This window comes from Salipiger mucosus DSM 16094, from assembly GCF_000442255.1.
Lineage (GTDB): Bacteria > Pseudomonadota > Alphaproteobacteria > Rhodobacterales > Rhodobacteraceae > Salipiger > Salipiger mucosus.
The window spans coordinates 765,578-786,433 of sequence record NZ_KE557273.1 but is presented as its reverse complement, the minus strand read 5'-3'; the positions used below and the strand labels follow the sequence as shown (position 1 = coordinate 786,433).

The following is a 20,856-nucleotide window of genomic DNA, read 5'->3' as shown; positions in this document are numbered from 1 at the left end:
CGGCGCTCATTCCGCGGGCTCGGCGTGCCTGGCGCGCGCCGCGCGCTTCGCCTTCGCGTCGCGCATGGCGTCGAGGCTGGACTGGAAGGTGACGTAGTGGGGCAGCTTGAAGTGGATGCAGAAGCCCGAGCTCTCGACGCCCTCGGTGTGGTAGAGGAAGAACTCCTCCTCGGTGGCCGAGCCCTTGGGCGCGCCGTTCGAGTTGAGATCCAGCGTCGCGGCGGCGATCACCTTGACCTCGTTCCAGCCCAGCGTGGCGGAAAAGCCCAGGCCCAGCGCCTCGCCCTGCTTGGAGACGACCTCGGCCTGGCTGACCTTGACGCGCCCGGCGCTGAAACGGGTGCCACGCGGGTGGCGGACGACGACATCGGCCTCGGCAAGACGCAGCTCGTTCACCGTGGGGTGGGCCTGGCCGTAGCCGCGCTGCGCGGCATAGCCCAGCGCCAGTACGCCGCCGGTTTCCGCCCGCGCGAGGCTTTGCAGCGTGTGGGCGCGGTCGGCGGGAAACATCAGCGGCTCGCGCGTGACATCGGGGATGTCGTTGCCGGTGGCGGTGTCGGGCTCGGGCGCGGTCAGCAGGTCGTTGTCGGCCTGCCATGCGGCGACCGAGGGCTGCCGCGCGGGCGACGGCCGAGACGCAGGCTCGACCGGCGCGGGGACATGCGTCTCGCCCTTCAGAACCTCGGTCGCGAGGATGCGGTGCGCGTAGTCCAGCGTGGGGCCCAGCACCTGCCCGCCCGGGATGTCCTTGAAGGCGGCCGAGATGCGGCGATGGGTGAAGAGCCCCTCCTGCGTGACGGGGTCGGCCACGGTCAGGCGCGGCTGCGTGGTGCGCCAGGCGCGCAGCAGCAGGATTGCCTCGTAAAGCTCGCCACCGGTCTGGGCGAGTGCCAAAGCGGCAAGGTCCTGATCGTAGAGCGAAGCCTCGCCCATCACGCGGTCGACGAGATAGGGCATGGCCGCGCGGACCTCGGCCACGCGCTCGGGCGTGATCGCGCCCATTTCGGCGCGGAAGAGCCGCTGCGACTGTTCCATGGCGCGCTCGCCACCACGGGTTGCGACATAGGCCATCAGAGCACCTCCACGCGGGTCGATCGGGGCAGGCCGAGCACGCGGTCGCCATCGACGAGGAAAAGCTCGAAGCCCAGCGGATACCGCAGGACGCGGTCGCGGCCGGTCCAGAAACCGTCGGGCACCTCGCCCACCGCGACCTCGAGCGTACCGTCCACGCCGGGGCCGCTCAGGCGCAGCCGGGCGCCCTGCCCCAGCGTGGCGGGGGCGACGAGGGTGGCGCCGTGCTCGGGGTGCAGGTCGGAGCCAAGCGCCAGCCGGCCCGGCAGGTCCGGGCTCAGCGCCGAGACGAAGAGGTGATCGGCCGCCTCGGGCGCCACCGGCGCGGCGCCGGTGCGGGCGACCAGCGCGGCGAGGTCGGTGTCGGCGCAATGCACGGCGCATTCGCGGTCGATCAGCGCCTCGACGATCTGCGCGGGGCCCTGGCCGGGCAAGGCACGGATCAGGCCGGGGCGCGAGAGCGCCCACATCAGCGCGTCGTAGGTGGCGTTCGTGCGGGTCTCGAACTCGGAGGGGACGGGATGCGCGGTCATCAGAAGGTCTCCATGTCCACGCGGGTCGCCTCGACCCGGCGCAGCGTCTCGCGGTCGGCCTCGGCCTGCGCCAGGTCCTCGGCGGTCACGAAGGCGGCGCAGCGGTCGTGGGCCACGCCAAGCGCGACGGCGAGATCGACCAGCGCCATGGCCATGGCGGCCTCGAGATCGCGGCCGCGTCGCATGCCGTAGCCCTCGAGCCCGCCGGCGGCGATGCGCGCCTCGCTCATCAGCACCTCGCCCAGGTGGAAATGCCGGCCCTGCGCGGTGTCGCGCATCGGCAGCATCACGAGGCCGGTGCGGTTCTCGCGCACCTCGATCTCGGGCAGCTCGGCGATCAGCGGCTCTGCGAAGGCCTTGAGCCGTTCGGGCTCGGCGCGGGCGAGTATGCCCAAAAGCTCCTCGTGGGAGCGCTCGGGCAGCTCCTGCGGTTCGGGCGTCATGGCCCCTCCTCTTCGGTCGTTATCCTGAATTTCACGCGGGCGGCGGACCAGATGACCTTGCTGAAGGACAAGGGCGTACCGTCCGGGTAGGTGTCCACGGCCACCACCACGATCACCGGCATGTCGGGGTGCTGCCGCAGCGCCCGCGCCTCTGCGGCGCGCGCGTTGCGGGCGTGCATCCGGGTGCTGCCGCGCAGGTAGTCGGTGATGCCGTAGGTCTCGTAGACGGCGGTGAGCGAGTCCATCGCGCGCCGCCGCTCGGGCAGATCGGGAAAGCGCAGGGCATCGTGGTAGATGACCCCGCTCGAAACCGGCACGCCGTCGGCCAGCGAGAGCCGCCGCGTGGCGAAGACCGGCGCGCCGGGCGCGAGGCCCAGCTGCCCGGCCACCCGGCCGCTGGCCTCGACGCGGTCGATGCCCTGAAGCTCGCCCGCCGCCGAGACCCCCAGCGCGTTCATGTTGCGCCGCAGCCGCGTGCGCGGCCCGATGGTGTATTCCAGCATCGGGCGCTGCTGCACGAAGGTGCCGCGCCCCTGCTCGACGCTGAGGTAGCCGTCCTTGGCCAGCTCGGCCATCGCGCGCCGGATCGTGTGCCGGCCCGCGCCGTAGCGCTCGGCCAGGGCCGGTTCGGTGGGCAGTTTCGCGCCGGGCTCCAGAACGCCGTCCATGATGTCCTGCTCGATTGCTGCGCGGATCTCGCGCCAACGGTCTCTGATCATTTCTCGATTCATCCGAATGAATTTCTGACTAGGCTCAGGACATGACAGCGGCATGTCACGCGGATGACAATCCGGCATAGATCGCGCCGCGGCCAGGCCGGCCGGGTGCGGGTATGCGAAACGGGCCCCCTGCCGGACCAGGCCCCTTGCCGAATGTGTTGATGATCGCGCCTGACCCGGTGATCGGTGTTCGAGCGGCGATTTGCGATGGACAGGCGGCCTGCGATCTGTCAGACGCAGCGGGCTACGTTACCTCCATCGATCCCCTGCTTTCCCTACCGGACTTCAGCGAACTCGATATCGGCCGACTGCGCCACGCTGTTGCACTTCCGCGAACAGGTTGAAAAGTAAAGGAGATCTCACGATGGCCACTGGCACCGTGAAATGGTTCAACACCACCAAAGGCTTCGGCTTCATTGCACCCGAAACGGGCGGCAAGGACGTTTTTGTCCACATCTCTGCCGTTGAACGCTCCGGCCTCACCGGCCTCAGCGACAACCAGAAGGTCGAGTACGACGTCCAATCGGGCCGCGACGGCCGCGAATCCGCCGAGAACCTTCAGCTCGCCTGATCGGTGTATCCTGGGTTTGATTTGGGGCGCCTTCGGGCGCCCTTTTTCGTTGAGCCTACGTTGACACTGCCCTCGCAAGACCCTGCGAGGGCGTTTTGCACCTGAGGGCCCACTGTGCAGCGCGGCTGCCTTGCGCAGTCCACGCATCGGACAAGGGACTTGCCGCCGGACGGCCCTGGTTCCGGGCTTCGCCTGTGCGATGGAACAGGCGGCGACAGTCCATGTCATGCCGCGCCGGAGACACGGGCCTCCGGCGCGCCACATCAGCCCGCCGTCACTCCTCCTGAATCGAGGCGATGTAGTCCACGAGCGCCGTCATCCGGCCCAGCGCGACCGCGCGCGCGTCCACGTCCCAGGGCGCGGCGGCGGCCTGTCTCTCGGAACTGACCATGAAGCGCGGCCCCCAGATCGGCATCGAGCGGTCGCCGTGCGGGTTGATCATGTTGCGCCCGTCGATGAACTCGAACAGGAAATCGCGCGGGAAGGTGCCGCTGAACTTCGCGGAGATCTGCGTGAGATCGGTCGGCTCGGCGGTCAGGACCTCGGCGACCGGCCCGTCTCCCCTGCCCTCGGGTCCGTGGCAGGCGGCGCAGTTGCGTTCGTATTCCAGCCGGCCGGCCTCGACGAAGGCGCTGCCATCCTGCGCCAGGGCCTGCGTGCCGAGACCGAGCAGGCAGATCAGGCCCGCCAGTCCCGAGACCGCCGGACCGGACCTGCGCTTGCCCGACTTGGAGTGAGACAACGTGCAAGACATGGTGCGATCCTTTCTCTCATGTGAATGGGCGCGTCCCGGAAAGGACATGGGAGAGAGTCTTCACAGATTGGCCGGACCCGCATTGACGGGCGTCATCGACCGCTCCGGATCGCCATTGCCCGGTCGCCGCCGCCGCCCCTGTCAGGCGCCGCTGCGGACGGTCTCGAAGATGTCGAAGTCGACCTTCCGCAGCGCAACGGTCGAGGTGAGCCCGCCGGAACAGTCGACGATGGCCAGCACCTGACGGGCACGCGACAGGGCGACGTAGAGCTTCTCGCGCCCGACCGGCTGGTGATCGCCCAGCAGGAGGATCACCGTGTCGCTCTCGAGCCCCTTGAAGGCGGCGATGTCGAAGACCGGCACGGTCTCCGCCGCGCCGTTCGGAACGGCCTCGGTGATGAACTGCCAGCGGTGCGTCTCGGGCAGCCCCGTGGCCCAGCCGGGATCGGAAAAGAAGCGCAGCACCTCGACGCCGTGGAGCCGCCCCCCGAGCGCCCGGCGGAACCGCGGTGTCCCGTCCACGAGGGTCCATGCCAGGTCGAGGCCCGCCTCGTTGCCGCCGCCGATCTGGCGGCAGAGCTTCGCGTCCAGCTCGATGGACCGGGCGGCGGAGACCACGAGCGCGACGTCCTCCGGCCCCGGGCGGGAGCCGGTCCCGAGGGCCGACAGCGCCTCGAGATGTTTCAGCGCGACGTCGCGGGGCGTGACGATCCCGCGGCGGACGTAGGTCGTGACGGCCCGTTCGAGCTGGTGGCGCACGATGTCCTGCCAGCGTTGCACGGTTTCGCCCCGGGCCTCGACGTGGGTCTCGACGAGAGGCGTCTTCTCGAGACCGCCGGCCAGCAGCAGGACGCGATCCTCGAGCAGCGCGCCCTGCTCCTTCAGGCAGCCGAGGCAACGGTCGATCGCCACGTCACGCTGCGCGGGCTCGGCGCGGAAATAGGCCAGCATCCCCTGGTTGGCGAGCGCGGCCTCCGGGTCCGGGGCCTGCGCGTGGAACCGCCGGATCACCTCGAAGACGCGGCCCGCGTTGCGGCAGTTGCGCGAGAGGTTGAGCATCGGGTCGTCGAAGGGGTAGCTCGCCCGGAAGGGCAGCAGCGCCTGGTTGTCGTCGTGGAAGATGTAGAGCTGCGACCGCGTGCCCTGGTCGAGCGCCGCCTCGACCAGGAGCCACCAGGTCTCGCGGAAGTCCTGCCCCTCGTCCACGACGACGACGTCGAAGGTCTGCGACTCCAGCACGACGTCGAAGGCCTGTTCCAGGGTCTGCTCATCCGGCTCCTCGATATTGAGCCAGCGCTTCGACTGTTCCGACGGCTCGAGCCCCATGACGGACATCAGCCAGCTGGTGAAATCCGCAACCATGACGCCCGAGCCGGAGGTCAGGGCCGAGACATGCCCGGCAAGGTGCGGGCTGTGCGACAGGAACAACACGCGCAGCCCCGCGCGGGCGCAGCGGATGGCCTTTTCGCAGGCCACGAGCGTCTTGCCGGACCCGGCGCAGCCCGCGATCCGCACGCGGCGGGTGGTGCCGAGGATCCGCAGCACGTCGAACTGCTCCTCGGTCAGGCGCTCGACGATGCGGTCGAGGCGGGCGAAGCGCGCGCGGATCGGCTCGGAGAACTGCGGCGAGATCTCGTGGGTGGCGTCCCTGCCGAGGTCGTTCCCGGGCGCACCGTCGGGAGGCCGGTCGGCGGCGATGCGGTCGAGCACGCGGCGCCACTCCGGGTCCGAGGTGTCGCCGGTCCAGTCGCTCAGGTCGACGGCCTGCGCGAGGCGGAAGAAGAGCGGCGGCTTGCAGGGCTCCATGATGAGCGGCAGGAGCTTGCGCCGCGAGCGGGCGTCATCGGCCTCGTTGCGCACCGTGTCGCGCCCGACCGAGCGCGGCGTCCAGAGCACGAGAACGGCATCGACCTCGGCCAGCGCCCTTTCGATCTCGGCGTCCCAGTTGGCGCCGGGCGCAATGGCGCCGTCCCACCAGGTCTCGATGCCCTCTGCCTCGAGCGCGGCGCAGACGCCCTCGAGGTAACGGCGATCCTCGCGGGCATATGAGATCATGACACGCGGCACGCGGTTCTCCGCCATGAATGCTGGACCGCTCCGCGCAGGGCGGTGCCCCTCGCCCGGCAGGCCGATGGAGGTGCGGGGTGCGATCCCCGGCAATCTTGCCGCCCGGCGCCGCGCCGCGCAAGACGTGGCAGCGTCCGCCGCGCGGCGCCGGAGCCGCGGTCAGTCCGCCAAGCTCACCGAGATCATGCGCAGCTCGACCGTCCTTTGCCGCTCGGCAAAGCGGCGGCGGGCGGTGCCGAGTTTCTGGCGTGCCACTTCGAGCCGCGCCAGGGCGCGCATGCGGGTCTCGTAGAGGTGCCGGACGCGCGAGCCGGGATTGCCCATGGCCGCATGAAGCGCGCCGTCCGATCCCGGGAACCAGAGCCTCACCTCGCGCAGCGCGGCGCGCCACTGGCGGTCGGCCTCCAGATAGCGCTGGTAGCTGGCGCGCAGGACCCGGCGCCGCGTGGCCAGTTCAGGGTGCATCGTCTCCTCCCACAGAGTCTCCACCTGCGGGCAGATTACGCCTTGTCACCGTCAAATCAAATCGCGCGAAAGGTGGTGCGGCACGGCCATGCGGTGAGGCCGGCCCGCCCCTACCAGTTGGTGAAGGCGCCGTCCGAGCGGCGCAGGTGCGGCATCTCGCAATGGGCGAAGGAGGGCTGCTCGGCGAGTCGATCCTCGTCGACGGTGATGCCGAGGCCCGGCGTGGTCGGCACCGGGAAGTGCGCGCCGTCGAGCCGCAGGCGGTCCGGGAAGACCGGCGAGTCCTGCCGCGCGGCGTTGTCGTCGCCCGGCGTCTCCCAGCACTCGAGATGCGAGAAGTTCGGCAGCGCCGCCGCCATGTGGATCGAGGCCGCGGTGCAGATCGGGCCGAGCGGGTTGTGCGGCATCACGTCGATGCCGTGCGCGGCGCACCATCCGCCGACCTTCATGGCTTCGGTGAAGCCGCCGATGTTGCAGATGTCGATGCGGGCGAAATCCGCGAGCCCCTGCTCGACGTAGGGCTTGAACTGCCAGCGCGAGGTGAACTCCTCGCCGATGGCGAAGGGCACGCGGGTCATGCGGCGCAGGGCGGCATAGGCCGAGGGGGCCTCGTCGCGGATCGGCTCCTCGACGAAATCGAGCGTGCCCTCGGGGCACCGTGCGAGGAACGAGGCCGCCTCGGCCACGCTGAAGCGGTGGTGCAGGTCGGTGCCGAGCATCACACGCGTGCCCAGCGCGCGGCGGGCCTCGGCGAAGATGCCGGGCCAGCGGCCGACCGTCTCGTGCGGGTCGAAAACCTCGGGGGCGTCGGTGCGCCAGCCGATCCGCAGGCAGGTCCAGCCCTGTGCCATCGCGCCCCGTGTCAGCGCGATGAGCCGGTCGGTATCGTCGGCCCGGACGCAGCCGAAGGTGGGAACGCGCGGCCGCAGCGCCCCGCCGAGGAGCGCGTGCACCGGCTGGTCCAGCGCCTTGCCGGCGATGTCGTGCAGCGCGATGTCGATGGCCGAGATCATTGCCATGCCGACACGATCGCACGCGGTGCCGGGGCGGCGGTGGTGGGCCTCCCAGATCGCGGCGGGGTTGAGGGGGTCGCGCCCCTCGAGCCAGTCGCCGAGATCGGCGACGGCGCCCGCCACGGCAAGCTCGCGGGTCGTGAGGCCGGATTCCCCCCAGCCCGTGACGCCGCAGGTCGTCGCGACCTTCACGAGAAGCTGGTTCCTGTCGGCGATCCAGACCGGGTACGCCGTGACCGATGCGATCTTCATCCCGGGCCTACCAGTTCGTGAACGCGCCGTCGCGGCGACGCAGGTGCGGCGGTTCGGAATAGTCGAAGACGGCGGCCTCGAGCCGTGCCTCGTCGACCTCGACGCCCAGGCCCGGCGTGTCGGGCACCGGGTAGGCGGCGCCATCCAGTTCGAGCTGGACCGGAAAGAACGCGCGGTCGTCGAAGCCCAGGTGCTGCTCGACCGGCGTGGACCGGCATTCGAGCCAGGCGAAGTTCGGCACCGCCGCGGCCAGGTGGACGCTTGCCGCGGTGCAGATCGGCCCCAGCGGGTTGTGGGGCATCAGGTCCAGGTAATGCGCTTCGGCCCAGCCCGCGACCTTCATCGCCTCGGTGAAGCCGCCGACGTTGCAGATGTCGATGCGTGCGTATTGCAGGATGTCGCCCTCGAGATAGGGCAGGAACTGCCATTTCGACGAGAACTCCTCGCCGATGGCGAAGGGGATCTCGGTCATCCGGCGCAGCGCCTCGTAGGCCGAGGCTGTCTCGTCGCGGATCGGTTCCTCGAGGAAGTCGATGGTTCCGCGCGGCAGCTTCTGGCAGAAGGCGGCGGCCTCGGCGACGCTCAGGCGGTGGTGATACTCGACGCCCAGCACCGGCTCGGGGCCCAGCTCCTCGCGCACGCGGGTGACCCATTCCGCCGTCTCGGCAATGGACTCGCGTGGCTCGAAAAGCTCGGGGTTCTCCTGCCCGGCGGCCATCAGCCGGATGCAGCTCCAGCCGGCGTCGATCAGCTGCTTCGCCTGCGCGATCATCTCCTCGCCCGGCTCGGCCGCGGTGGTGGCGAAGGTGGGCACGCTTTGACGCTGCGCCCCGCCCAGCAGCTGGTGCACCGGCACGCCGAGCGCCTTGCCCCGGATGTCGTGGAAGGCGATGTCGAGCGCGGCGATGGCCGCGCTCAGCACGCGCCCGCCCTCGAAGTACTGGCTGCGATACATCTCCTGCCAGAGCGCACCGGCGTTCATCGGATCGCGGCCCAGCAGGAATTGCGTGTAGTGTTCGATGGCGCCCATCACCGCCTTCTCGCGGTAGGACAGGCCGGATTCGCCCCAGCCCGACAGACCCTCGTCCGTCTCGACCTTGACCAGCAGCTGGTTCCGCAGGCCCACGCGCACGGGATAGCTCTTGATGGCGGTGATCTTCATGGAATGTCCTTGGTTGTCCGGCCGCGGCCGGCTCAGTTCAGCAGGTTCGGCAGCCAGGTGGTCAGCGGCGGGAAGAGGACGAGCAGCACGATCACCGCGAGCTCGGCCAGCACGAAGGGCAGGATGGCGCGCACCAGCGGGGCCATCTTCACCTCGCCGATCTTCATCATGATGAAGAGCACGACCCCGAAGGGCGGCGTGATCAGCCCCATCGCCAGCGTCAGCATCACCACCAGCGCGGCCTGGATCGGATCGATGCCGAGTTGCGTGATCGTCGGCATCAGCAGCGGCACGAAGATGATCAGCGCCGCGCCGATGTCGATGAACATGCCCAGCACCAGCATCAGCAGCATGATCCCGAAGAGGAACAGCGTCGGGCTGTCCTGGAAGTAGGGCGCGAGCGCCGAGACCATGCTGCCGATGCCCAGCAGGTTCAGCGCGTAGGAGAGCACCGCCGCCGAGGCCACGAGGAAGTAGATCGCCGCGGTCATCCGCCCCGCGATCACGAGAGCGTCCCACAGGTCCTTCAGAGACATCGAGCGCAGGATGAAGAGGCCCATGACCGCCGCGACGACCACGGCGATGCCGCCGCCCTCGGTCGCGGTGAAGGCGCCGGTCACCATGCCGCCCACGATGAGGAAGGGCAACGCCGCCACGAGCACGCCTTCCAGGATGAGCCCCGGGATCTGGCTGCGCTTGACGTCGATGCGCGACTTCGGGAGCCCGGAGGTCAGCGCGGTGGCCAGCACCACGACGAGGCAGGCGCCCCCCAGCAGAAGCCCGGGAATGATGCCCGCGATGAAGAGGTCGACGATCGAGAGCCCTGTGACCGCCGCCATGATGATCGCGAGTCCCGAGGGCGGAATGATGGGCCCCACGATGGAAGAGGCCGCCGTCACCGCCGCCGAGTAGGACCGCGTGTAGCCTTCCTTGGGCATCACGTTCATGAAGAAGCGCCCGAGCGCGCTGGCATCGGCCACCGCCGCGCCGGAGATGCCGGCGAAGAGGATCGAGGTGCCCACGTTTGTATAGGCGGTGCCGCCGCTCAGCCGGCCGGTGGCCAGCGAGGTCAGGCGGATCAGTCGCTCGGTGATGCCGCTGCGGTTCATGATCTCGGCGGCGAGGATGTAGAACGGCATGGCGATGAAGACGAAGCTGTCGACGCCGCCGAAGAAGCGGGTGATGATCACCTGAACCGGGATGCCGGCGAGCCAGACGCCCAGCGTGCCCCCCAGCCCGATGGCGAAGGCGATCGGCACGCCGGCGAAGACGAGCACGAAGCCCAGAGCTGCGACCCATGCCATCAGTAGGCCTCCTCGTCGAAGCGGGTGTCCTCGAAGCCCGAGGCCCAGCACAGGGCTATCTCGATGATCATCAGCGTGCCGCCGATCGGCAGGGCCAGGTAGGGCACGACCATGGGCAGCCCCGAGGCCGCCGCGCTCTGGCGCGCGTTGGCCAGGGCGGCGGGCCAGCCGAACCAGACCAGCAAGGCGCAGAACAGCCCGGCGACACCGAAGAGCGCGCTGCGCACCAGGTGGCGGTACCGCTCCGAGAGCATGTCGAGGATCGTGTCCACGGCCATGCGGTCGCCGCGATAGATCGCCGCCGTACCGCCGAGCATCATCACCCAGAGCATGGAGTAGCGCATGATTTCTTCCGCCCATGTCAGCGAGGAGCCGAGCATGTAGCGGCCGAAGACCTGCGAGAAATTCAGAATGCAGACGGCCGCGAAGATCACGGCGGCCGAACGCTCGCAGACCTCCGCGAGCCGTCGCGTGAGGCTTTTGAGGGTCATCTTGGGTATCCGCGGTGGTGCTGCAGGATCGGGCCGGGCCGCTGCGGCGGCCCGGCCCCGGTGGGCGTCACTGCGAGACGCTGTCGCCGTAGAGCGTGGTCTCGGCCTCGGAGACGGCGGTCTCGATCCGCTCGAGGATCTCGTTGCCGACCTGCTCGCTCACGAACTGGCGCACGGGCTCGTAGACCGCATCCTTGAACGCCTGCTTCTCCTCGGGCGTGGAGACGTGGACGTCGAGGCCCTTCTCCTCGGCGATGACCTGGAGCGCTTCCCAGTCGCCGGCGGTCTTCTCGACGTTCTCGACGCTGGCGAAGAGCTGCGCCCCGTCGGTCACGATCTTCTGGTGTGCCGGCGAGAGCGAATTGAACCAGTCGTCATTGGCGACGACGACATGCAGCCCGAAGACGTGCTCGTTCACCGTCAGGTACTCGGCCACGTCGGCCGAGCCGCCCGCCAGCAGCACCGGCGGCGGGCTTTCGAGACCGTCGACGACGCCCTGCTGCAGGGCCATCACCGCCTCGGAGCCGGCAATCGGGGTGGCGTCGGCGCCAAGCGCCTCGACCATCTCCATGTAGACCGGGCTTTCCATGGTGCGGATCTTCATGCCCTGCATGTCCTCGGGCGAGACGATCTGCTGGCCGTTGTTGATGAAGGACCGGAAGCCGTTCTGCGAGAAGGCCAGCGCCTTGATGCCGGTCTGCTCGTGGATGTCCTCGAGCATCCACTGGCCGAACTCGCCCTGCATCACCTGCCAGGCGACCGGCGCCGACTGGAAGAGGTAGGGCATCGACCAGGCCTGGATCGGGGCGTAGAAGCCAGCGAAGGCGCCGTCCGAGGGCAGCGTCATCTCGAGCGTGCCCTGCTGCACCATCTCGGTCGTCTCGCGGACCGAGCCCATCTGGTTGCCCGGGAACAGGCGCACGGTCAGCTCGCCGTTGCTCTTGTTCTCGACGTAGGCCTTGAACGCGCTGGCCGCGTTGTACTCCGGGTTGTCCCCTTCGAACATCTCGAAGGCGAACTTGATCTCCTCGGCCATCGCCGAAGGTGCCGCAACCGCCAGTGCCACGGCGGCCACCGACAGGGTCTGTCTCACTTTGAAGGTCAACGCGATTCTCCTCCCTTTCGAGTTGATAGGTGGACGTTTCCACACAAATTACACACAATCAAGGGGCCTTTATTCACCCAAAGAGCTCGGATAAGCTACATGAATGTAACGATCGGAGTTTGACGAAGGCCGTGGAAGAGCAACAGACCACTGATATGAATGACGAAATCGGGCAGGCAGAGGCCGATCTGCCGCTCCCGGCGCGGCTCCGGCGCGACATCGTTGCCGGCGACCTGCCGGCCGGCTCGCGGCTGAAGACGCAGGAGCTTGCCCGGCGCTACGGCACCAGCGTGAACCCGGTGCGCGAGGCGCTGCACCAGCTGAGCGGCGAGGGTTTCGTGATCCTGTCGCGCAACCGCGGTGCCAAGGTCCGGGAGCTCGACGAGAACTTCCTGCGCAACATCTTCGACATCCGGGCCCTGATCGAGCCCTACCTGATCCGCCTTTTCGTCGGCCACGCAACGAAGGAGGACATCGCGCGCATGTCCGCGATCCAGGACGAGATCGAGGCGCTGGACGGCGAGGCCGACTCGCGGTTGCGCGATCTCGACGAGGCCTTTCACGCCATCACCTACGAGGGGCATTTCAACTCCGAGGCGCTGGCGATCCGCGAGCGCCACGGCCAGGTCGTGCAGGCGCTCGGCCTGCGGTATCCGCCCAGCCCGGCCCGCCGCAGCGCGCAGAACGCAGAACACCGCGAGATCATCGCGGCCATCGAGGCCTCGGACGAGGCGGCGGCAGCGGAGGTCGTCGAACGCCACGCCCGCGGCGCGGAACGCCACCTGCTGGAACAGCTGCGCCGCGCCCCGCGCGGCTGAGCCCGCCCCCTGCCCTCCTTGTTCCGGCCCGCCGGGTTCGGCTTCCGCAACAGGTCAATTTTCCGCGAAAAGTCCGGCAAACTCGACGCCGCGGGGGATTCGATCGTGGATTCCCGAACTGGAATAATTAATAATGCATTACATTTTGGGTGAAGGGGAAAGGTGCGGTAGATTTGGGACGCCGGTCTTTGCACGAGGAGATCACCTCGGAAATTCGTGAAATGATCCTCGACGGTGCGCTTCAGCCGGGGGCGAAGGTGCCCGAAAAGGAACTCGCCGAACAGCTCGAGGTATCCCGCACACCCCTGCGCGAGGCGCTGAAGGCGCTCTCGGTCGAAGGCCTGGTGACGCTGGTGGCCAACCGCGGCGCGACGATCTCGGTCGTGACGCCCGAGCAGTTCGAGGAACTGCTGCCCGTCATGGCGGTGCTCGAGCAACTGGGCGGCGAGACGCTCTGCTGCGCTCTTGCGACAAGCGACCGGCGGGCCGAGATCCTGGGCGAGCTCGAGGCGCTGCACGCCGAGATCATCACCGGTTTCGAGGAGCGCGACGACGTGCGCTACCGCAAGGCCAACAAGGAGTTCCACGAACAGCTCATCCGGCACGGCGGCAACACCACCCTGCTCGATATCTACGGGAACGTGCTGGCCCGCATGCACATGGGCCGTTTCCTGCTGCAGAAGACCGAGGAGACCTGGCGGCAGGCGGCTCAGGATCACGAGGAGATCATGCAGGCCATCCGCGAGGGTGACGGGCCGCGCACCGGGGCGCTGCTGCGCCGCCATGCGGAAGGCACCGTGCGCAACGTCGTTCTGAGCGCGCTGGAACAGCAGGCCTGAGGCGCCCCGGCCCCGCCCTGCAGGCGGAGCCGGGAGCCGGTCAGTCGAACATCACGCGCGGCAGCCAGAGCGCGATCTCGGGGAAGGCCAGCACCAGAAGCAGCGCCACCACCTGCAGCGCCACGAACTGGAACATGCCGCTGTAGATCTGCTTGAGGCTCCACTGCGGCGCCACCGCCTTGAGGTAGTAGGCCGCCATCGCCACGGGTGGCGACAGGAAGGCGGTCTGCAGGTTCACCGCGACCAGCGCGCTGATCCACAGCAGGTCGAGGTCCGCCTGCTGCACGATGGGCAGGAAGATCGGCAGGAAGATGAAGACGATCGGCGCCCACTCCAGCGGCCAGCCCAGCAGGAAGACCACCACCATCAGCGCCAGCACAACGCCCATCGGCGGCAGGTCCCATGCGACGAGCGTGTTGGCGATCCAGGGGCCGGTGCCAAGGCGGTTGAAGACCGCGCCGAACATGTTCGAGGCCAGCAGCAGGAAAAGGATCATGCTCGAGACGATCACGGTCTGGTAGAGCGCCATCTGCAGGCGCGGGAAGGTGAAGCGCCCGTAGAAGATCGTCAGCAGCAGCGCGCCCGCGGCGCCCATGCCGGCGCCCTCGGTCGGGGTCGCGACCCCGGGTCAGGATGCTGCCCAGCGTGGCGCCGATCAGGATCAGCATCGGCGTCATGCCGAAGGCCAGCTCGCGCAGCGCGACTTTCCAGCTCGACGGCCGCTCGGCCTCGGGCAGCGCGGGGCCCAGCTCGGGCTTCAGCCAGCAGCGGATGAGCGTGTAGCCGAGGAAGAGCACCGTGATCAGAAGGCCGGGCAGGATGCAGGCGGCGAAGAGCTTGGGGATCGAGACCCCCACCACCGGCCCCAGCACCACCAGCATGACCGAGGGCGGGATCAGGATGCCCAGCGTACCGCCGGCCGTGATCGTACCGGCCGAGAGCGCGGGATCGTAGTTCGACTTGGTCATGACCGGCGCGGCCAGCATGCCGATCAGCGTCACCGAGGCGCCGATGATGCCTGTCGCGGTGGCGAAGATCGTCGAGGTCAGCAGCACGCCGATGTAAAGCGCGCCCGGCACGCGGGCCAGCGTGAACTGGAAGCCGCGGAAGAGCCGCTCCATGATGCCCGCCTGCTCGAGGATGTAGCCCATGAAGACGAAGAGCGGCACGGCGGCCAGCGTCTCGGTGCTCATGACGCCCCAAGCCTGGTAGACCATGAGGTTGAAGGCCAGATCGCCCAGCCCGATGTAGCCGAAGAAGACCGTCAGCACGATCAGCGTGAAGGCGATGGGAAATCCCGCGAAGATCCCCACGAGAAGGGTCAGAAGCTGGATGAAGCCGAGGACAACGTCGAAGGTCATGCGGTGTCTCCGGTCTTGAACTGGAAGAAGGCCTTGATGACCTCGGACACGCCCTGGATCATCAGGAAGAGCGCGGTCGCGGGGATCACCGCCCGGTAGGGCCAGAGGATCGGACGCCAGAAGCTCGCGGCGGCCCGTTCCGAGATCAGGAAGGAATCGACGGCCTTTTCGAGCCCGGCCCAGAGGAAGAAAACCATGCCGGGAAAGAACAGCAGCACGTAGAAGGCCAGATCGACCGCCGCCTGCGTGCGCGGCGACCAGTCCTTGAAGAACAGGTCGGTGCGGATGTGCCCGCCGAAGCGCAGCGTGGTCCCTGCCCCCAGCATGAAGATCGTGCCGTAGAGCATGTAGCTCATGTCGTAGGCCCAGATGCTCGGGCTGTTGAAGGCGTAGCGGCGGATCGCCTCCATCACCACGATGGCCACCAGCGCGAGCACCAGCCACGACAGCGCGTAGCCGTAGAGGTCGGCGAAGCGGTCGATCTTGCGCACGATCCCGCGATAGGGCTGCGGGATGTTCGCAAGGGGCGCCTGCCGCATCTTGTCGATGTCGGGCAGGTCCTCGTCCTGCTTGAGCGCGCGCAGCAGTTCGTCGTCGTCTTCGGAAGTCATCGTCAGTCCCTCGGTTGGCGCGGCGGCCTCTGCCGCGCGATCCGAAAAGGCGGCCCGTCGGGGGCCGCCTGTCCGTCGCCCCGCGGGGCGGTCGTCGTCACTCGAAGCCGAAGTGCTCGAGCGCGATGTCGGCGGGCGGGTTGATGCGCGCCTTGAGCGGCACGACCCGCTCGGCAAATTCGCGCTGGCTGTCCAGCACCTTGGCGAAGAACTCGTCCTCGGCGGCATAGCGGTCGAGCACGGCGGTCCAGGCCTCGAGCTGCGCCTTCATGACGTCGCGCGGGGTCTCGGCGACCTCGACGCCCATCTCCTGCTCCATGGTCGCAAGCGCCTTGGAGTTCTCGTCGAGACCGCGCCAGTAGAAGTCGGCCGATTCCGCCATGACCCCGTAGGTCACGATGGCCTTGAGGTCGTCGGGCAGCTCGTCCCACCTGGCCTTGTTGACGAAGAAGTTCTGCACGAGGCCAAGCTGCAGGTAGCTGGGCATCATGTAGATCTTGCGCACGTCCGGCAGGCCCAGGATCATGTCCGCCTTGGGGCTGAAGTACTCGGCCGCCTCGATGACGCCCTGCTCGAGCGAGGGCACCACCTCGGAGCCCGGCACCGTCACCACGGCGGCGCCCATCTCGCGCATCACGTCGACCGGCAGGCCGGGCGTGCGGTACTTGAGGCCCTGCACCTCCTCGACCGAGGTCACCGCCTCCTCGAACCAGCCGAAGGGCTGCGCCTGCGCGGGGCTCAGCAGGAACGAGACGGTGTCGTCGAACTGCAGCGTCTCGTTGATGTACTCGGCGAAGAGCTCCTTGCCGCCGCCGTATTCCATCCAGCCCATCAGGTCCATCGAGGGCATGCCGAAGCCCGGCGCCGATGCGAAGAGGCTGCCCGCCGGGTGCTTGCCGACCCAGTAGTCGGCATCGCCGCCGGCGGCGTCGATCACGCCGTCATCGACCGCGTCGAGCACGTCGAAGGCCGGCACGAAGGCGCCGCCCGGGCTGACCTCCATCACGAGGCGTCCGCCGGACATTTCCTCGACCATCTCGGCGAGCTTCACGAAGGACAGGTGCAGGTCGTCCCCCGCCGCGTAGGCGGTCTGCACGGTCCACTTGTACTCCTGCGCCGCCGCGGGCAGCGCGGCCACCGCCACGGCGGCACCCATCACCGCACCCGCTGCGGGCGCGGCATACTTCGAGATCAAAGACATGGTTGGTCCTCTCTGTTGTCTGGCTGTGTTGGGGGAGTTGCGGGCATTCTTTGCGATGCCTTGTTCGTTGCGACTGCGGCGGGGCCGCAGGTCACCCGGGACGGATCGCGGCTGCCAGCGGCGCGTAGCGCGCGGCGATCGCGCAGAGCCTGGCGTCCTGGCCGGATCCGGAATTCAGTTGCACCGATCCCTTGAGCCCGCTCTCGGCGGCGGCGCTCGGCAGCGCGATCGCGGGAAGCTTCGACAGGGACCAGATGCGGTTCACGAAGGGATCGCCGGTCCACGACAGCCCCTCCGGCGGGAACTGCGCCGACGCCGGGCCCATGATCGCGTCGATCTCGCCGAAGAGCCGCAGCGCCATGAGCCGGAAGCGGTCGGCGGTCTCCAGTGCCTCGGCATAGGCAAGATCCGTGATGCCCCGCGAGGCCTCGCAGAACTCGCGCAGCTCGTCCGAGAGCAGGTCGGCGTGGGTCTCGAGCTCCCAGCTCAGCGAGCGCAGGATCTCGTAGCCCATGACCACCTTCTGCGCCGCCATCATCTCGAGGAAGGGCGCGGCGTCGGGCAGGTCGATCACCGTATCGCCGGCTGCGCGGATGGCCTCGGCCATGCCCTCGATCACCGAGCGCGTGGCCGCGTCGGCGCCCTCCCAGACCTCGGCGGGGAGCATGGCGATGCGGAGCGGGCGGTCCGGCAGCGTGTCGGGCGCCCAGGCGGGGAAGCATTTCAGCATGGCCTCGATGCCCGCCACGTCGCGGGCGAAGAGCCCCACGCGGTCGAGCGTCGGAGACATGATGCGCACGCCGCCGCGCGGGATACGGCCGGCGGTCGGCAGGAAGCCGACGATGCCGCAGAAGGCCGCCGGCCGGATCACCGAACCCGCCGTTTGCGTGCCCAGCGCCCAGTCCAGCGCGCCGCTGCCCACCCCGGCCGCCGAGCCCGAGGAGGAACCGCCGGGCGAATGGGCGTGGTTGAGCGGGTTGCGCGTGGGGCCGGGTTTCGTGGTGGCGTATTCCGTCGTGACGGTCTTGCCCACGACCGTCACGCCGCCCTTCTCAAGCATCGCGACGCAGGGCGCTGTCGCGGCGGGCACCTGCCCCTCGCAGATCTGCGAGCCGCATTCGGTCGGCAGGCCGGCGACGTCGATGATGTCCTTCACGCCCAGCCGGATTGCCGGCTTTTCGGCGGGCAGATCCGGCGCGAAGCGCACGAAGGCGCGAAGTTCGCGGTCCTCGTCCTTGGTCCTTTTCAGCCAGTCGGGGTCCGTTGTGGTCATGGGTCGTCTCCGGTTTCGTTGCTTCAGGTGTCGGGAGCGACCGGGGCGATTTCAAGATATAATACATCATTCAAAATTCAGATGCGGAGGCGGCACGCGCTTTCGAAGCGCCAAGCTGAAAGATTGGGCAGGCCTGACAAAGGGACGGACCGTCGAACCGCTCCAAGGCCCGGGCGGCGCCTCCTGGACGTCGCAGTCTCCCTGGCGTCGGGCGCGATCCGCTCGACCAGTCGTCAGTCCACCGCCAATTCGCCCGGCCGAACGACGACGTCGCAAACGACCTCCGGAGAATCATCGCTGCCGCAAAGATCGCCCCGCCGCGGCGCGGCAAAACCGGAACCGCGTCCCGAAGCCGTCTTCCAACACCTTTCAATATTTCGAGAAATCCGCCGTCCGGCGGGGCCGGCGGAGGTCGCTTGACACGGCTGCGCCTCGCTGTGTAACTTGTTCCTCATGATGAACGCGTTCAAAATAGTGAACACACAATGAGTTCGGGGCGAGGATCGGAACGGGTTCTGCTGCTGCTCGAGTGGATGGCGGAACAGCCCGGCGCGGTGTCGCTGGCGGCGGCCAGCACGGCGCTGGATGCGCCGAAGTCGAGCGTGCTCAACCTGCTGCGGATGCTCGTCGACATGGGCTATGCCGAGAAGGCGACCGAGAACAGCTACCGCCTGGTCCGCCTGCCCGGCGAGGTGGGCTCGGGCCGCGCGATGCACGGCACCCTGCTGCGCCAGACGCGCGCCGCGCTCGACGCCGCCGTGGACCGCTCGCGGGAATCGGGCTTCATCGCCGTGCTCGAGGAGGATGAGGTCCGCTATCTCTGCAAGGCCCTGCCCGACCGCGAGATCCGCTACGACCGCAACATCGAGGTGCTGCGCAACCCGTTCCGCGTGAGCAGCGGCATCGTGCTGCTGACCGGGCTCGGACAGGACGCGCTTGCCGCCGCCGCCCGCGAGGCCGAGGCCAGCGGCTACGGCGACGCGGGCGAGCTCGTCGCGCGCGTCGAGGCCGCCCGGCGCGACGGCTACGCCGTGACGCGCCGCGGCGTGGTCGAAGGCGCGGCCGGTGTCGCGGCCCCCATCCATGGCCCCGGCAACCAGCTTGTCGCGGCGCTCAACATTGCCGGTCCAGCCGACCGGCTCGCAGACCACCTGGACGAGATCATCGAGATCACGACCACCGGTGCACGGGACGCCAGCGCGTCCCTCGCGCGTCGATCATGACCTGACGGCGCACCCCGACGGGGCCGCGACGGCGGGCTCCGAACCCAAAGGATCAATGGGAGGATACCTTGAAACTCACCGCACTCACCAGAACGCTCGGCATCGCCGGTCTCGGCATCGCCGCCCTCGCAGGCCCGCTGGCCGCGCAGGATTTCCCCGAGCGCCCGCTCGAGTTCGTCGCGGGCTACGGCCCGGGCGGCGGTCATGACACCATGCTGCGCACCATGGCCCGGCTCATCGAGGAGCAGGGCCTCATCGACGTGCCGATCAACGTCGTGAACAAGGAAGGCGGCAGCTCGGCCGTGGCCATGGGCTATCTCAACGCCCGCGAGGGCGACCCGCACTACCTGATGTCGATCACCTCGTCGCACATCGCGACGCCGCTGACCTCGAACATCGGCCTCGACTACTCCGACTTCACGCCCATCGCGCGCCTCGGCATCGACCCCGAGCTTCTCGTGGTGAACGCGGCCAGCGGCTACGAGCGCCTCGAGCAGCTGATGGAGGCCGAGGACACGCTGAACGTCGGCGGCACCGCGACGGGCAGCATCGAGCACATCGTGACGATGCAGCTGGCCAAGGCCACGGATCTGAGCCTCAACTTCATCCCGTTCCAGGGTGACGGCGAGGTGGTGACGGCCCTGCTGTCGAACCAGATCGATTTCGCGATCACGAACCCCGGCCCCGTCGCGGACTACCTCGACAGCGACCAGTTCCGTGCGCTGGCCATCAGCACCGAGGAGCGTATCGACAACCTGCCGGACGTGCCGACCTTCACCGAGCAGGGCGTCGACATCACCATCAGCCTCTTCCGCGGCCTGACCGCCGCGCCGGACATCCCGGACGAGGCGCGCGAGGCGCTGACCGAGCTGGTGACCACGCTCTTCGAGACCGAGGCCTGGCAGGAGGAGTACATCGAGCCCAACGCGGTCGTGCCCCTCGTGATCACCGGCGACGAGTTCGCCGACTACCTCGGCAACACCGAAGAGGTCTACCGCGAGACCCTCGGCGAACTGGACATGCTGAGCCAGTAATCCCCCCGGCCCGGTCCCGCCAGCGGCGGGCCGGGCCCCTTCCCCCTGCCATCGCAACGTGTCTCAAACTCGCCGGAGGATTCCATGCGAGCGTCCGAACTCGTCCTCATCGCCACGATCGCCGTCTTCGCGGCCGTGCTCTGCTACCAGAGCCTCGAATTCCGCTACTTCTCGGCACAGGGCTTCGGCCCCGGCTTCGTGCCGATGAACTTCGCCGTCGCGACCCTGGTCCTGGGCCTGCTGATCCTGCTCAAGTCGCGCGGCAAGGCGCCCGACGACGACGAGGACCCCAGCGCCGTGGGCGACCGCGTCCGCGCCGCACTGCCCGCCATCGGCGCCGCCGCGCTGCTCTTCGTCGCGACCTACCTGATGCATTTCGGATCGGTGCTCGCCCCGCTCTACGCCGTGATGATCGTGATCTCGATCACCATGCTGGGCCACTCGCTGATCCGCGCGCTGATCCTCAACGCGATCACGCTCGCCGCGGTCTTCGCGATCTTCAATCTCTGGCTGAACATCCCGGTCACCTGAAAAGAAAGGTGCTTT

22 protein-coding genes and 1 pseudogene are annotated in these 20,856 nt (G+C 68.6%); 6 read left to right on the top strand and 17 right to left on the bottom strand.

The features are described 5' to 3' along the window. Nucleotides 1–6: 6 nt before the first annotated feature. Genes SALMUC_RS03875 through phnF form a run of 4 tightly spaced genes read right to left on the bottom strand, consistent with a single transcriptional unit; the run spans nt 7 to nt 2,766 of the window. Nucleotides 7–1,071, bottom strand: coding sequence for a carbon-phosphorus lyase complex subunit PhnI (locus SALMUC_RS03875; RefSeq protein WP_020039825.1), 1,065 nt, complete (start codon nt 1,069–1,071; stop codon nt 7–9). Continuing rightward, a complete protein-coding gene (gene phnH / locus SALMUC_RS03870; protein WP_020039824.1) occupies nt 1,071–1,604 on the bottom strand; it encodes a phosphonate C-P lyase system protein PhnH in 534 nt (177 codons plus the stop codon). The genes SALMUC_RS03875 and phnH overlap by 1 nt, the downstream gene beginning before the upstream one ends. After that, entirely contained in the window at nt 1,604–2,047 is a 444-nt protein-coding gene (locus SALMUC_RS03865; RefSeq protein WP_020039823.1) for a phosphonate C-P lyase system protein PhnG, read from the bottom strand. The genes phnH and SALMUC_RS03865 overlap by 1 nt, the downstream gene beginning before the upstream one ends. Beyond that, nucleotides 2,044–2,766 (bottom strand): phosphonate metabolism transcriptional regulator PhnF, encoded by a 723-nt coding sequence (gene phnF, locus SALMUC_RS03860; RefSeq protein WP_020039822.1) that lies wholly within the window; start codon nt 2,764–2,766, stop codon nt 2,044–2,046. The genes SALMUC_RS03865 and phnF overlap by 4 nt, the downstream gene beginning before the upstream one ends. Before the next feature lie 364 nt (nt 2,767–3,130). Here phnF and SALMUC_RS03855 point away from each other — a divergent pair, with 364 nt between their 5' ends. Further along, the gene (locus SALMUC_RS03855) at nt 3,131–3,337 is read left to right on the top strand and encodes a cold-shock protein (RefSeq protein WP_020039821.1); all 207 of its coding nucleotides are present in this window, start codon (nt 3,131–3,133) and stop codon (nt 3,335–3,337) included. 274 nt (nt 3,338–3,611) lie between these two features. Here the strand turns inward: SALMUC_RS03855 and SALMUC_RS03850 are convergent, their stop codons facing one another. The 8 genes from SALMUC_RS03850 to SALMUC_RS03815 form a co-directional block, all read right to left on the bottom strand. Beyond that, nucleotides 3,612–4,091 (bottom strand): c-type cytochrome, encoded by a 480-nt coding sequence (locus tag SALMUC_RS03850; protein ID WP_021119802.1) that lies wholly within the window; start codon nt 4,089–4,091, stop codon nt 3,612–3,614. A 141-nt stretch (nt 4,092–4,232) separates the two neighbouring features. Further along, nucleotides 4,233–6,173 (bottom strand): TIR domain-containing protein, encoded by a 1,941-nt coding sequence (locus tag SALMUC_RS03845; protein ID WP_020039819.1) that lies wholly within the window; start codon nt 6,171–6,173, stop codon nt 4,233–4,235. Between the two features lie 144 nt (nt 6,174–6,317). Next, entirely contained in the window at nt 6,318–6,623 is a 306-nt protein-coding gene (locus tag SALMUC_RS03840; protein WP_020039818.1) for a hypothetical protein, read from the bottom strand. A 110-nt stretch (nt 6,624–6,733) separates the two neighbouring features. After that, on the bottom strand, nt 6,734–7,888 hold the full coding sequence (locus tag SALMUC_RS03835) for a mandelate racemase/muconate lactonizing enzyme family protein (protein ID WP_020039817.1): 1,155 nt from the start codon (nt 7,886–7,888) through the stop codon (nt 6,734–6,736). 7 nt (nt 7,889–7,895) lie between these two features. Continuing rightward, entirely contained in the window at nt 7,896–9,050 is a 1,155-nt protein-coding gene (locus SALMUC_RS03830; RefSeq protein WP_020039816.1) for a mandelate racemase/muconate lactonizing enzyme family protein, read from the bottom strand. A gap of 32 nt (nt 9,051–9,082) precedes the next feature. Continuing rightward, complete coding sequence (locus tag SALMUC_RS03825; protein ID WP_020039815.1) at nt 9,083–10,354, bottom strand: TRAP transporter large permease; 1,272 nt, start codon at nt 10,352–10,354, stop codon at nt 9,083–9,085. Next, nucleotides 10,354–10,845 carry a TRAP transporter small permease gene (locus tag SALMUC_RS03820; protein ID WP_020039814.1) on the bottom strand — a complete coding sequence of 164 codons (492 nt, stop codon included), beginning with the start codon at nt 10,843–10,845 and terminating at the stop codon, nt 10,354–10,356. The genes SALMUC_RS03825 and SALMUC_RS03820 overlap by 1 nt, the downstream gene beginning before the upstream one ends. 67 nt (nt 10,846–10,912) lie before the next feature. Beyond that, nucleotides 10,913–11,950, bottom strand: coding sequence for a DctP family TRAP transporter solute-binding subunit (locus SALMUC_RS03815; RefSeq protein ID WP_020039813.1), 1,038 nt, complete (start codon nt 11,948–11,950; stop codon nt 10,913–10,915). A gap of 155 nt (nt 11,951–12,105) precedes the next feature. Here SALMUC_RS03815 and SALMUC_RS03810 point away from each other — a divergent pair, with 155 nt between their 5' ends. Next, nucleotides 12,106–12,768 (top strand): GntR family transcriptional regulator, encoded by a 663-nt coding sequence (locus SALMUC_RS03810; protein ID WP_020039812.1) that lies wholly within the window; start codon nt 12,106–12,108, stop codon nt 12,766–12,768. A gap of 188 nt (nt 12,769–12,956) precedes the next feature. Beyond that, complete coding sequence (locus tag SALMUC_RS03805) at nt 12,957–13,607, top strand: GntR family transcriptional regulator (RefSeq protein ID WP_051155861.1); 651 nt, start codon at nt 12,957–12,959, stop codon at nt 13,605–13,607. Nucleotides 13,608–13,647: 40 nt separating this feature from the next. On the opposite strand, the gene SALMUC_RS31490 is transcribed toward SALMUC_RS03805, so the two are convergent. The 5 genes and pseudogenes from SALMUC_RS31490 to SALMUC_RS03785 form a co-directional block, all read right to left on the bottom strand. Then, on the bottom strand, nt 13,648–14,202 hold the full coding sequence (locus tag SALMUC_RS31490; RefSeq protein ID WP_021119800.1) for a TRAP transporter large permease subunit: 555 nt from the start codon (nt 14,200–14,202) through the stop codon (nt 13,648–13,650). A gap of 106 nt (nt 14,203–14,308) precedes the next feature. Further along, nucleotides 14,309–14,968 (bottom strand): annotated as a pseudogene (locus tag SALMUC_RS31485) (TRAP transporter large permease subunit); the annotation flags it as partial. After that, complete coding sequence (locus SALMUC_RS03795; protein WP_020039809.1) at nt 14,965–15,579, bottom strand: TRAP transporter small permease subunit; 615 nt, start codon at nt 15,577–15,579, stop codon at nt 14,965–14,967. The pseudogene SALMUC_RS31485 and the gene SALMUC_RS03795, both read right to left, overlap by 4 nt. A gap of 97 nt (nt 15,580–15,676) precedes the next feature. Then, nucleotides 15,677–16,780, bottom strand: coding sequence for a TRAP transporter substrate-binding protein (locus tag SALMUC_RS03790; protein WP_020039808.1), 1,104 nt, complete (start codon nt 16,778–16,780; stop codon nt 15,677–15,679). Between the two features lie 91 nt (nt 16,781–16,871). Beyond that, nucleotides 16,872–18,053, bottom strand: a complete 1,182-nt coding sequence (locus SALMUC_RS03785) for an amidase family protein (protein WP_020039807.1) — start codon at nt 18,051–18,053, stop codon at nt 16,872–16,874. A 485-nt stretch (nt 18,054–18,538) separates the two neighbouring features. Between SALMUC_RS03785 and SALMUC_RS03780 the strand changes: the two genes are divergently transcribed. The 3 genes from SALMUC_RS03780 (at nt 18,539) to SALMUC_RS03770 (ending at nt 20,841) form a co-directional block, all read left to right on the top strand. Beyond that, on the top strand, nt 18,539–19,276 hold the full coding sequence (locus SALMUC_RS03780) for an IclR family transcriptional regulator (protein WP_021119798.1): 738 nt from the start codon (nt 18,539–18,541) through the stop codon (nt 19,274–19,276). Nucleotides 19,277–19,344: 68 nt separating this feature from the next. Continuing rightward, nucleotides 19,345–20,310, top strand: coding sequence for a Bug family tripartite tricarboxylate transporter substrate binding protein (locus tag SALMUC_RS03775; protein WP_020039805.1), 966 nt, complete (start codon nt 19,345–19,347; stop codon nt 20,308–20,310). Nucleotides 20,311–20,394: 84 nt separating this feature from the next. Beyond that, the gene (locus SALMUC_RS03770) at nt 20,395–20,841 is read left to right on the top strand and encodes a tripartite tricarboxylate transporter TctB family protein (protein WP_020039804.1); all 447 of its coding nucleotides are present in this window, start codon (nt 20,395–20,397) and stop codon (nt 20,839–20,841) included. Nucleotides 20,842–20,856: the final 15 nt, after the last annotated feature.